The 12,387-nt window shown below is 72.1% G+C and carries 10 protein-coding genes; 6 read left to right on the forward strand and 4 right to left on the reverse strand.

Going from position 1 to position 12,387, the window contains the following annotated elements; genetic code table 11:
- The first annotated feature begins 21 nt into the window (after positions 1-21).
- A complete protein-coding gene (trmFO, locus tag JCR33_RS06000) occupies positions 22-1,404 on the forward strand; it encodes a methylenetetrahydrofolate--tRNA-(uracil(54)-C(5))-methyltransferase (FADH(2)-oxidizing) TrmFO (protein ID WP_198881110.1) in 1,383 nt (460 codons plus the stop codon).
- Positions 1,405-1,604: 200 nt separating this feature from the next.
- Entirely contained in the window at positions 1,605-2,789 is a 1,185-nt protein-coding gene (locus JCR33_RS06005) for a sensor histidine kinase (protein WP_198881111.1), read from the forward strand.
- Here JCR33_RS06005 and JCR33_RS06010 read toward each other — a convergent pair.
- From JCR33_RS06010 to JCR33_RS25480, 3 genes are all read right to left on the reverse strand, one after another.
- Entirely contained in the window at positions 2,761-4,494 is a 1,734-nt protein-coding gene (locus tag JCR33_RS06010) for a DUF4153 domain-containing protein (RefSeq protein WP_198881112.1), read from the reverse strand. The two genes, JCR33_RS06005 and JCR33_RS06010, sit on opposite strands and share 29 nt — an antisense overlap.
- A gap of 153 nt (positions 4,495-4,647) precedes the next feature.
- Positions 4,648-5,493 (reverse strand): alpha/beta fold hydrolase, encoded by an 846-nt coding sequence (locus JCR33_RS06015; RefSeq protein ID WP_198881113.1) that lies wholly within the window; start codon positions 5,491-5,493, stop codon positions 4,648-4,650.
- An 8-nt stretch (positions 5,494-5,501) separates the two neighbouring features.
- Positions 5,502-7,805 (reverse strand): lytic transglycosylase domain-containing protein, encoded by a 2,304-nt coding sequence (locus JCR33_RS25480; RefSeq protein ID WP_198881114.1) that lies wholly within the window; start codon positions 7,803-7,805, stop codon positions 5,502-5,504.
- 198 nt (positions 7,806-8,003) lie between these two features.
- Between JCR33_RS25480 and dapA the strand changes: the two genes are divergently transcribed.
- The 4 genes from dapA to JCR33_RS06040 all read left to right on the forward strand — a co-directional run bounded on the left by dapA (position 8,004) and on the right by JCR33_RS06040 (position 10,680).
- Positions 8,004-8,882: a 4-hydroxy-tetrahydrodipicolinate synthase gene (gene dapA, locus JCR33_RS06025; protein ID WP_198881115.1), complete on the forward strand. Its 879-nt coding sequence runs from the start codon at positions 8,004-8,006 to the stop codon at positions 8,880-8,882.
- Positions 8,883-8,965: 83 nt separating this feature from the next.
- Positions 8,966-9,292: a hypothetical protein gene (locus JCR33_RS06030; protein ID WP_198881116.1), complete on the forward strand. Its 327-nt coding sequence runs from the start codon at positions 8,966-8,968 to the stop codon at positions 9,290-9,292.
- 25 nt (positions 9,293-9,317) lie between these two features.
- The gene (gene smpB / locus JCR33_RS06035) at positions 9,318-9,797 is read left to right on the forward strand and encodes an SsrA-binding protein SmpB (protein ID WP_198881117.1); all 480 of its coding nucleotides are present in this window, start codon (positions 9,318-9,320) and stop codon (positions 9,795-9,797) included.
- Position 9,798: 1 nt separating this feature from the next.
- Positions 9,799-10,680 carry an SDR family NAD(P)-dependent oxidoreductase gene (locus tag JCR33_RS06040; RefSeq protein ID WP_198881118.1) on the forward strand — a complete coding sequence of 294 codons (882 nt, stop codon included), beginning with the start codon at positions 9,799-9,801 and terminating at the stop codon, positions 10,678-10,680.
- Between the two features lie 34 nt (positions 10,681-10,714).
- Here the strand turns inward: JCR33_RS06040 and JCR33_RS06045 are convergent, their stop codons facing one another.
- Positions 10,715-12,259, reverse strand: coding sequence for an acetolactate synthase large subunit (locus JCR33_RS06045; RefSeq protein ID WP_198881119.1), 1,545 nt, complete (start codon positions 12,257-12,259; stop codon positions 10,715-10,717).
- Between the last annotated feature and the right edge of the window lie 128 nt (positions 12,260-12,387).

The following is a 12,387-nucleotide window of genomic DNA, read 5'->3' on the forward strand; positions in this document are numbered from 1 at the left end:
CTCTCGGCCATGTAGGCGCCCATGGCAGACATCGACGTGATCGGCGGAGGGCTCTCGGGGTCGGAGGCGGCTTGGCAGCTCGCCGAGGCCGGCCACCGCGTGCGCCTCCACGAGATGCGCCCCACCCGCACCACGGCGGCGCACCGGACCGACGGCCTCGCCGAGCTCGTCTGCTCCAACTCCTTCCGCTCCGACGACGCCGAGACCAACGCCGTCGGCCTCCTCCACGCCGAGCTGCGCGACCTCGGCTCGCTGATCATGCGTGCCGCCGACGCCCATCAGGTGCCCGCCGGCGGCGCGCTGGCGGTCGACCGCGAAGCCTTCTCCGCCGCCGTCGGCGCCGCGATCGCCGGTCATCCCAACATCACCGTCGTGCGCGAGGAGATCGCCGCGCTGCCGGACGGGGCCGCGATCGTCGCCACCGGCCCGTTGACGAGCGACGCCCTCGCCGCCGCGATCACCGTGCGCACCGGCGCCCATTCCCTCGCCTTCTTCGACGCCATCGCCCCCATCGTCTATCGCGACACCGTCGACATGGACGTCGCCTGGTTCCAGTCGCGCTACGACAAGCCCGGGCCCGGCGGCACCGGTGCCGACTACCTCAACTGCCCGATGGACCGCGACACCTACGAGGCCTTCATCGACGCCCTCCTGTCGGCCGACCGCGTGTCGTTCAAGGACTTCGAGGACACCCCCTATTTCGACGGCTGCCTGCCCATCGAGGTGATGGCCGAGCGCGGTCGCGAGACACTGCGCCACGGCCCGATGAAGCCGCTCGGCCTCACCAACGCGCACGCGCCCACGGTCAAGCCCTACGCCGTCGTGCAGCTGAGGCAGGACAACGCCCTCGGCACCCTCTTCAACATGGTCGGCTTCCAGACCAAGCTGCGCTACGGCGCCCAGGCCGACGTGTTCCGGATGATCCCGGGCCTCCAAGGCGCCGAGTTCGCCCGCCTCGGCGGCCTCCACCGCAACACCTATATCGACGGGCCGCGCCTCCTCGACCCGACCCTGCGGCTCACGGTGGCGCCGAACCTGCGCTTCGCCGGCCAGATCACCGGCTGCGAAGGCTACGTCGAAGCGACCGCCACCGGCCTCCTCGCCGGCCGCTTCTATGGCGGCGAGTTGAGCGGCCGGCCGTTCGCCCCGCCGCCGCCGACCACGGCGATGGGCGCCCTCCTCGGCCACATCACCGGGGGCCACCTCTCCGCCGACGCGGCCGAGGGCCGGCCGCGCTCCTACCAGCCGATGAACATCAATTTCGGCCTGTTCCCGCCGTTCGAGGAGCCGGTGCGCCTGCGCGGCCGCCGCGCCGAGAAGAAGGCCCAGCGCAAGGCGATGTGGACGACGCGCGCCCGCGCCGACTTCGCCGCCTGGCAAGCCGAAGGCCGCGTCGGCGCCTGAGCCGCACCGGCGCCGCTCCGCCCGCGCGATGCCAGCCCCGCGACGGGTCGACCTGCTATGCCCGTCGCACCGGGTCGACGAGGAACGCTTCGATGCAGTCGTGAACGGACCGTGTGACGTGGCGCCGCCGGTTCGGCCGGCCGCCGCGATTGAGTATAGGCCGCGGCGAGGACCCTCCGTCACGGCCTGAAAGGAGCAGGATGGGCCACAGCGGAGCAGACGACCGCACGGTGCGCTATCGCGACATCGTGAACTCCTCGCCGAAGGCGCAGCTCGTCATCGACGAGGCCTTCGTCGTCCACTACGCCAATCTCGCCTACTATCAGATGTTCGACGGCACGGAGGACGAGACGCTCGGCGAGGGCTTCTTCCGCCTCTGCCGCGGGGTCTGGGACACCGGCGCCCTGCGCACCCTGCTCGAGGCCGTGCTGCCGCACGACGTCTCCATCAACGGCTTCCTGATGGAGCAGCACTTCCCCGTCATCGGCCGTCGCATCCTCGCCCTCACCGCCCGCCGCGTGGTGCGCGACGGGGCGGGTACGGATCACATCCTCATCACCGTGCAGGACGTGACGAAGGCCGAAATGGCCCACCGCGCCGCCGCCCTCTACATCCGCAAGATTGACGCGATGATGACCGAGGTGCACCACCGCGTGAAGAACAACATCGCCTCGATCACCTCGATGCTGCGCATCGAGAGCCGCAGCATTCCCCAGGGCACCGCCCGCGACGTGGTGGAGCGTATCGCCACGCGCGTGGAATCGATGGGCGCCCTCTACGATCTCCTCGCCGTCAACGAGAACACCGGCGAGGTCGACCTCAAGCCCTATATCGGCAGCATCTGCACCTCGATCGAGCGGATGGCCGGCCCCGTCGTCGACGGCTGGCGCATCACGGTGAGCGGCGACACCGCCACCATCAGCATCGACAAGGCGATCTCCGTCGGCGCCATCGTCAACGAGCTGATCGCCAACTCCACCAAGTACGCCTTCCAGAACCGCACCACCCCCGGTACGATCAGCGTCACCACGGCGGTCCGCCACGACGAGCTCGTGATCGACGTGAGCGACGACGGTATCGGCCTCGAAGGCGACGCCGAAGCCCAGTCCACCGGGCTCGGCATGCGCCTCGTCGACATGTATCTGCGCGCCCTCGACGGCAAGATGGACCGCACGTCGGGGGCCGAAGGCACCCGCTGCCGGCTCACCATTCCCTTCGTCAACTATCAGGACGAGGTCGCCGCCCAGGCGGAAAGCGCGCTGCAGACCATCGCCGCGCAGGAGCGCGACGCGGACCGCTCGAACGCCAAGAAGCGGACGACCACCGCCGTCGCCGGGGACGCGATCGCCGCGCCCTTCAGCGTGGCGGCTCATCCCTCTCGCTGACCACCACCGAGACGCGCGCCGACCGCAGCACCGCCTGGCGGGGATCCTCCAAGGCGACGAGCGACCACACCCAGAGGCTCACGGGCCCGTCGCTCAAGACGAGCGGATCGCTGCCGGCCGGCGCGTCGTCCTCCGCCGAAGCGTCCTGCGCGCGGGACTCCCGCGTCGAAGCGTCCGCCGCGACCTCCGGCTCGGCCTCGGTCTCGGCGGCCCGGCTCGCCTTGAGCTCCCGGGCGGCCGCGACGAGGTCGAAGCGGTGCCTCGCCTTGCCCGCCGTCACCGTCGCCACCCCCGCGGCGACGTCGATCGTGATGCCCGACGGGTCGCGCGCCATCCGGCGGCCCTCGCCGATCTCCACCGGCCCCCACACCCAGGCGGGGCCCGACGTGCGGATCGCCGCCTCTTTGGCGGCGAAGCGGATCATCGTGCGACCCGGGATGCGCCGCCCGCAGGCCTCGGCGAGCGCGTCGGCGCTCACCCCGAGACGGCGGGCGAGGCGGTCCAGGCCGCCGACCTCCTCCACCGCCTGCATCGACGAGCAGACGCGCCAGCGCTCGTTGGGCTCGAGCGCGGCGAGCCCCGCGACGCCCGCCACGTCGAGCCGCTCGACGAACCGATCGGCCTGGCTCTTCGCCACCACCGGCCGCAGGCTCCAGGGCCCCACGGCGCCGAGCGCCAGCACCAGGGCGAGCGTCACCACGATGAGGCGCGGGTCGAACCGCCGGCCCGCCGGCAACGCTCCGAGCGCGAGCGCCGCGAGCCAGACCCCGCACAGGACCCCGAGATAGCGCGCCGGCGTGACCCCGGCGCTCGCGACCCGCATCCACAGCGCGATGCCGTAGAGCACCAGCGGCGCGATGGTCACGGGAAACCAGCTCACGAGGAACAGCCGCCCCATCCTCCCCGGCGCCGCGCTGCCCGCGACCGCCAGGTAGGACGCCGCCCCGGCGACGCCGAAGAGCGGCACGATCCAACCCACCTCGTTGGACGGCATCGTCCCCGTCACCACGATGCGGCCGATATAGATGGCGAGCACCGCGGTGTAGAAGGCGAGGAGCGGCAGCACCACCAGGCGGGTGAGGATCTGAGCGACGCTCCCGAGCGCGTCGGCGACGCGATCGGACTCGGCGCCCCGCTCCGACAAGGTCAGGAAGATCAGCGGGGCGAGGAGGCCGAGCGCCACCGGCCCGGCGATGCGCCACGCCGCAACCCCCACGCCGAGCCCCAGAAGCGCGGCGACCCCCGCCGCGACCCACCACACGCCGAGGATCACCACACCCGCCCCGCCGAGCGCGAGGAGCGCCGCCGTCGCCGAGCGCACCAGCGAGCGCCACGCCGCCTGCCGGTCCATCGGCGGGCCGATCAGCGGCACCCCGATCGCGGCGATGGCGAGGGAGAAGGCGAGGAGCGCACGCGACACGAAGAGCACGTCGGCGCCCGCCATCAGCGCCACCGCGCCGGCCCCGCCCACGAGCGCGCCCACCGACCCGGCGACGACCTGCCCCGTCGCCGCCGCCAGAAAGCCGCCGGCCGCCATATAGGCGAGCACCGTATCGAACGCGGTGCGCGGCTCGGCGAAGGCGAGATGGTAGAGGACCAGCGTCAGCGCCGCCGCGAAGAGCGTCGGCACCGGCGCCTGCCGCACCGTCGCGAGGACGGACGCCGACCAGGCGATCCGCTCGTGATGCGCCTCCGCGTGGCTCATCGCCGCTGCTCCTCTCCGGCCGGCGGGGAACGGAGGGGTGAGGACGCAACTGCGGGATCGGATGTCATCGGCAGGACATAGGGCCGGGTGCCCGAGGGTGGAAGCGTCCCGGCGTCGCACGCGGGCGAGCGGGCGCCGCCCCCGCCGCGCGCGTCAGGAGCGGAGGAACTCTTTGATGGTGTCGACGCTGATCTTGTCCCACAGCAGCGGGGCGTGGCCCTCGTCGGCCACCACCAGCGCGTGGAGGCCGCGATGGCGGCGCCGCATCGCCTCCACCGTCGCCGCCGACAGGATGTCGGAGTTCGCGCCCCGCACCACCATCACCTTGTGGTCCACCAGCGCGTTGAAGGCGGGCCAGAAGTCCGGCGCCGCCTGGTCGGCGGAAAAGCTCGCGAACCCCTCCGCCAGCGCCGGATCGTAGTCGAACGACACGCCGTCGCCGTCCGGGCTCGCGAGCTGGCCGGCGAAGCGGCGCCACTGCGCATCGGTCAGCCGCGGGAACTGGCAGGCGTTGACCCGCTTCAGCCCCTCCGCCAACACCTCGAAGGAGGCGAAATGCATCGTGGTGCCGACGCCCTTGGCGATCCGCGCGAGACCCGCCGGCTCGATCGTCGGGCCGATGTCGTTGAGCACCACGCGGTTGAGCCGGCGCGGCTCGGTCATGGCGAGGAGCATCGCCATCAGCCCGCCGCGCGAGGTGCCCACGACGTCGGCGCGCTCGATGCCCCAATGGTCCATCGCGGCGACGAGGTCGGCGAGCTCCTGCGGCAGCGTGTAGGTCTCGGGATCGGCATACGCCGAGCGCCCCCGGCCGCGCGACTCCAGCACGATGACGCGCCGCGCCCCGTTCGGATCGGCCTTGGCGAGGGTGGCCGCGAGGTGGGCGAAGTCGCGCGCATTGCGCGTCAGCCCCGGCAGGCAGACGACCGGCGGCATCGCGCCCTCCGGCCCATAGGCGTCGGCGACGAGACGCACCCCGTCGGCCGTCTCGAATGTCATGGTGCGGCTCAGCTCGCCCTCCCCCGCTGAAGATCGGACCCGATGGCGAGATGACCCGTGCCGAGCCCCTCGCGATAGACCTGAACATTCTCCATCACGCGCTGCACGTAGTTGCGCGTCTCCGGATAGGGGATCTCCTCCACCCAGGTGACCGGATCGACGCGGGGGTCGCGCGGATCGCCGAAGCGGTCGATCCACTCGCTCACCCGCCCCGCCCCCGCGTTGTAGGCGGCGAAGGTGAGGATGTAGGACCCGTCGAACTGGCCGAGGCGCTTGGCGAGATAGGCCGCGCCGATGGTGGCGTTGTGCGCCGGGTCGGAGGTGAGCCGGCCGGTGGAATGGGAGATGCCGAGTTCGCGCGCCATCGCCGCCGCGGTCTGCGGCATCACCTGCATCAGCCCGAGTGCCCCCGCCGGGCTCACCGCGCCGGAGTTGAACAGCGACTCCTGCCGCGCGATCGCGTAGACGAGCGCCCGGTCGAGCCCCTGGGGCATCTTGGCGGTCCGCGGGATGGCGCTCGTCGGATAGGCGAGGCGCCCCACCGGCAGACCGCGGCGCTGCCCCTCCTTCGCCACCATCAGCCCCAGATGCGGCTGATCGGCCTTGGCGGCGAGCTCGTCGACGAGCACGATCTGGCCCGCCGTGGGCGCCGTCTCGGCGAGGTGGTCGAGGAGCGGATAGATGCGATAGCCGTGCCCCGCCGCGATCAGCCGGCGCACCGCCTCGGCCACCTCGCTCTTGGCGATGGCGGCGCGGTCGGAGGCCGTCGGCATCGGCGGACGGCCGACGCCGGTGCTCGTCTCGCCGAGCGCGGCGCGAGAGAGCTGGCCGTAGTAGGTGAAGCCGTACGCCGCGGCCGCCCGATACTGGGTGCGCGCGCCCCCCTTGTCACCGCGGAGCTCGGCGGCGCGGCCGCGCCAGTAGCCGGCCCGCGCCAGCGAGATCGGCGTCGTCGCCATCTTCTGAAGGTCGGCGAAGTGGCGGTCGGCGGCGCGCCCGTCCTTCAGCCGCAGCGCGATCCAGCCGGCGTGAAAGGCCTCGTCGGCGCTCTCGGTGGTGCCGTCGGCGAAGCCCTTGCTCACCAGCTTGTAGGCGGCGCGGGCGTCGCCCTTTTCCACCAGCGAGCGGGCGACGATGCGCGTCTCCACCCACCAGGCGTCGCTGTCCACGATGCCGCGGCGGTTGACGCCCTCGATGAGCCGGGCCGCGCCCTCGTAGTCCTCCTGGCGCCGCTTCCACTCCACCTCGGCCAGCCGATAGCCCGGCCGTCGGCGATAGTCCGAGGGTACCTGACGCAGGAGCGTCGGCGCATTGCTCGCGCCGGTCGCCACCGCGATCCGTGCCGCGAGATAGGCGCGCGGCCCGCTGCCGAGCCGCACCTTCAGCGCCGACGCCTCGTCGAAGCGATGCAGCGCGACCAGCTTGTCGATGCGGGTGAGATGGTCGTCGATCGTCAGGATCGAGCTGAAGTCGGAGGCGAAGGCGAGCTCCAGCGAGGTGCCCATCGCCGTCGTGTGCCACACGCCGTCGACGACCGCCTTCGCCCGCCCCCGGTCGCCCTTGGCGAGGTAGGCCTTGGCGAGAAGGCGCGCCCCCACCGCCGATTCGGCCTTGCCGCCCATCGCGCGGATCACCGTGTCGGGCGAGGGGTTCTCGCGCGACAGCGCCTCCTCGGCGCGGATCCGCACGAGCTCCGGCGAGGGCCAGCCCGGGGCGCGGCGGGCGAAGTCGATCACCATCGCCGAGGTGACGCTGTTGTCGCCGGCGCGCACCAGGAAATAGTCGACGATCTTCTGATCGAGCGGGTCGGAGAGGCCGTTGCGGCGGGCGATGGTCTCCTTGTAGTCGTCGGCGCGCAGAGCATCGAGCGCCTGCTTGAGCGAGCCGGAGCGATTGCCGTAGCGCGAGAAGTCGGCGGCGGCGTCGGACGCCCCGCCGTGGCCGGCGAAGAGGCTGACCGTCTGCGGCTCCGGCGCCACGGAAACGGGGGCCGGGGCGGAGACGGGGGCGAAGGCGACGGGGGCGACGGTCTTCACCGGAACGGCGGCGGACCCCGCCGGGGCCTCCGCGGCGGCGGCCTCCTCGGCGGCGGCGAAGAGGTTGTCGATCGGCCCCTCGGAGCGGGCGGCGAAGGCGCTCGGCGTGATCGGCACGATCCGCCCGTCCTCCACGCGCCCCACGATCTTCGCCTGGTAGGGCCGGCGCGGCGGCACCGGGACGTCGGCGACGCGGCGCACGAGCGCGCCGGCGACCGCGCCGTCGCGCTCCGGATAGGGGTGGGGCAACGGGCCGGCGAACACCGCGCCGCTCACCAAAACCGATCCTCCGGTTGCAATGAGCGCGCTCCAACCCGACATCCGCATGCCAACCCCCGACTCTACTCGATACATCGAGATCGCTTTACCAAAACGGCCTTGCCAATTTAGTAACCGGATCCGTGGCCTTGAAGCGATCATGGTCCGCGCCTACCAAGGGGGCGGCCATAACGAACCATAAGCGGAGGCAAAGCCGTGTTCAAAGGATCCCTGACGGCACTCGTGACACCGTTTCGTGACGGGGCCGTGGATGAGCGCGCCTTCACGCAGCTGGTCGAGTGGCAAATCGCCTCCGGCACCCACGGCCTCGTTCCGGTGGGCACCACGGGCGAGTCCCCCACCCTCACCCACGCCGAGCACCGCCGCGTGGTGGAGCTGTGCGTCGAGGCGACGGCGGGCCGCGTTCCGGTGATCGCCGGCGCCGGCTCCAACTCCACGCGCGAGGCGATCGCCCTCGCCGAGCACGCCGAGGCCGCCGGCGCCACCGGCGTGCTCGTCGTGACGCCCTACTACAACAAGCCCAACCAGGCCGGCCTCAAGGCCCACTTCTCCGCCATCGCCAAGGCGACGTCGCTGCCGATCATCATCTACAACATCCCGCCCCGCTCGGTGATCGACATGACGGTGGAGACGATGGCCGAGCTCGCCGCCGAGCACGTCAACATCGTCGGGGTGAAGGATGCGACGGCGAACCTTGCCCGCGTCAGCCGCCAGCGCGCCGCCTGCGGCCCCACCTTCACCCAGCTCTCGGGCGAAGATGCGACCGCCCTCGCCTTCAACGCCCACGGCGGCGTCGGCTGCATCTCCGTCACCGCCAACGTGGCGCCCAAGGAATGCTCCGCCTTCCAGGACGCCTGCGCCGCCGGCGACTTCGCCGCCGCCCTCGCCCTGCAGGACCGGCTGATGCCGCTGCACGACGCGATGTTCATCGAGCCGAGCCCGGGCGGCGCTAAATACGCCCTCTCTCGCCTCGGGCGCATCGCCAACGAGCTGCGCGAGCCGATCCTGCCCGTCAGCGCCCATACCGCGGCGCTGATCGACAAGGCGATGGTCCACGCCGGCCTCGTCAACTGACCGGCCCGTGCGGGTATCGCGCCGGCGCTGGCGCGACACCCGCACGACGCCTAGAATGGCGGCATTTCCAAGGAGCGTTCGGAATGGTCCGTCTCTTCACTGCAGCCGCCGTCCTCGGGAGCGGCCTCCTGGTCTCCGCCACGGCCGAGGCCAAGTCCGCCCGCTGCTTCAACAGCGACGACGGCCACTATAGCTGCGACTTCCGCCAGTTCGGCGGCGACGGCTCGTTCACCATCACCGCCCCGGCGCGCCCGACCTACACGGTGTCGCTGTTCGCCCGGGACGCGGCCGACGGTTTCGTCAACTACGGCGACCGCAACGTTCCACTTCCCGGGACCTTCTATCGCTCCGGCTCGGACCGGGCGTGCTGGATCTCCGACGCAACGCAGTTCGCCATCTGCGCCTACTAGAGGCGCCTGGCGCGCGAGTGAGCCCATGGCCAAACCCAAGAACCCAGATCCCAACGCGCGCACGGTCGCGGAGAACCGCAAGGCGCGCTTCAACTACGAGATCCTCGACACCATCGAGGCCGGCATCCAGCTTGCCGGCACCGAGGTGAAGTCGCTGCGCGAGGGCCGCAGCAACATCGCCGAATCCTACGCCGGCGAGTCGGGCGGCGAATTGTGGCTCTACAACGCCTACGTTCCCGAATATCAGCAGGCCGGCCGCTTCAACCACGAGACCAAGCGGCCGCGGAAGCTGCTGCTCCACCGGCGCGAGATGAACAAGCTGATCGGCGCGGTGGCCCAGGAGGGGCTCACCATCGTGCCGCTGCGCATGTACTTCAACGCCCGCGGCATGGCGAAGGTGCTGCTCGGCCTCGCTCGCGGCAAGAAGACCCACGACAAGCGCGAGAGCCAGAAGCAGCGCGACTGGCAGCGCGACAAGGCTCGCCTCCTGCGCGAGCGGGGCTGAGATGGCGGTCGCCGCCGAGCCCCCGGCCGACGACGCGGCGCCGCCGAAGGAGCGGCCGCCGCTCGTCATCGTCACCGGCGCGTCGAGCGGCATCGGTCAGGCGATCGCGGTGCGCCTCGCCCGGCCGGGCCTCCACCTCGGCCTCGTCGGCCGCAACGCGGAAGGCCTCGATCGGGCCGCCGCCGCCGTCGAGGCGCGTGGCGGACGAGCCATCTCGAGCCGGATCGACCTCGCCACCCACGCCTTCGAGCACTGGGTGGAGCACGTCGCCGAGCGCTTCACCGTCGTCGGCCTCTACGCCAACGCCGGCCTCTCGGCGGGCCCCGCCACCCCGCGCGAGCTGGAATCGGCCGCCGACACCGAGCGCCTCGTCGCCACCAACCTCGTCGGCACCATCGCCTGCGTGCGCGCCGTGGTCGGCGCGATGCGGGCGGCGGAGAAGCGGCCTGACACGGCGCGGCGGATCGGCATCGTCTCGTCCGTTTCCGGCCTGCTGCCGACGCCCGATCTCGCCGTCTACAGCGCCACCAAGGCCGGCCTCGTCGCCTACGCCCACGCTCTGCGCCCGCGCCTCAAGCGCGACGCCATCACGGTGTCGGTGATCTGCCCGGGCTTCATCACGAGCCCGATGTCGGCCCGCCACAAGGGCGCCAAGCCGTTCGAGGTGAGCGCCGACGCCGCCGCCCGCCGCATCATCGGCGCGGTGGAGGCGGGGCGGCGCACCACCATCTTCCCCTTCCCCTTCGCGGCGATGGCCTACCTCGCCCCGCTCGCCCCCGGGGCGCTCATCGACGCGCTGGTGCCGAGCTTCGACGCCCACATCGAGCCCGACCCGCGGGTCGAGCCGCGCTTCGCCGCCCGCCCCCTCGCCGACAAGGACTGACCGCCCCACGAAGGGGCGGGGGCCGGCGGTCGCGTCAGTCGATCACCGCCTCGATGAGGAAGGGTCCGGGCTCCTGCGTCGCCGCGGCGATCGTCCGCGTCAGCTCGGCGGCGTCCTCCACGCGCTTGCCGGGCACCCCCATGCCGCGCGCCAGCGACACGAAGTCGAGCGTCGGCCGGTCGATCTCCAGCATGTCGAGCGCGCCGCGTCCCGGATTGGCGCCCACGCGGTAGAGTTCCTGCTTCAGGATCTCGTAGCCGCGGTTGGCGAGGATCACCGTCGTCACGTTGGCGCCCTCGCGCGCCTGCGACCACAGCGCCTGAATGGTGTACATCGCCGACCCGTCCGCCTGCAGCGCCACCACCGGGCGGCCGGGACAGGCGATCGCCGCCCCGAGGCCGAGCGGCAGGCCGATGCCGATCGATCCGCCGGTGATCGCGATCCACGACATCGGCGGCGAGCCCGCGGTGGCGCCGAACACGTCGCGGCCCACGGTCACCCCCTCGTCGGTCACGATGGCGCCTTCGGGCAGCGCCGCCGCGAAGGCGGCCCCGAGTGCGGGCACCGTGATCGGCCCGGCCTGCGGTGCGACGGGCGCCGGCACATCGACGACCCGGGGCGCTCTCACCCCCAGCCGGTCGGCAAGCGCATGCACCGCCGCCGCTCCATCCTCGTGGAGGTCGCACAGATTGATCCTCTGGCAGCTGTCCGGCAGAAGCAGGCTCGGCTTGCCCGGATAGGCGAAGAAGGCCACCGGCTGATGCGCCTCGATGAAGATCGTGTGGCGGAACTCCTTCAGCGCGTCCACCGCGAGGTCCACCGGGTAGGGCAACCGCGGCACATTCGCCCGACCGCGCCCGCGCTCCACCCGCCGGTTGGAGGTCGGCGCCATCAGCTTCGCCCCCGTCGCCGCGGCGATCCCCGAGAGGAGGCCCGTCAGCGCGGTGTCCTCGAGCACCTTGCCGCCCACGTAGATCAGCGTCGGCTCGCCGGATAGCAGCGCCTTGGCGGCCTGCTCCACGGCGCGCGGCTCGATCGGCGCCGGCCCCTGCGGCGGGATAGGTGCGGCGACCTCGCCGCCCTCGTCCCAGCCGGTGTCGGAGGGGGCGATCAGCGTCGCCACGCGCCCCGGCGCTCCCATGGCGCAGGCGAGCGCTTCGGCTCCGTCGAGGCCCAACTTCGCCGCCGAGCGGGCCACGCGGACGAAGTCGCTGAACGGCGCCGCAGCCCCGGCGACGTCCGCCGTCAGCGGCGCGTCGAAGCTCAGATGCCGCGTCGCGTGGTCGCCCACGAGGTTCAGCATCGGGGTGTGCGCCTTGCGCGCGTTGTGGATGTTGGCGCTGGCGTTGGCGAGGCCGGGGGCGAGATGGAGCAGCGTCACCGCCGGCACCCCGGTCATGCGGGCATAGCCGTCGGCCGCCCCCGTCACCACGCCCTCGAAAAGGCCGAGCACGCAGCGCATCAGCCCGGTTCGGTCGAGCGCGTCGACGAACTGCATCTCCGATGTCCCGGGATTGGCGAAACAGACCCTGACGCCCGCCCCGTGAAGCGTGCGAACCAAACTTTCGGCGCCGTTCATCGGCTCCCCCCTCATGCTCGGAGCACCGAGGATCGGCCGCTCCCGTCACGGCCGGGCCCGCGTCCGGGTTGGTCGCCCTTCTCGCCTATCATACCGAACCGTCCTGTCGAACGTCCGCGAACGCCGCC

The sequence above is a fragment of the Acuticoccus mangrovi genome (genome assembly GCF_016411865.1).
Taxonomy (GTDB): domain Bacteria; phylum Pseudomonadota; class Alphaproteobacteria; order Rhizobiales; family Amorphaceae; genus Acuticoccus; species Acuticoccus mangrovi.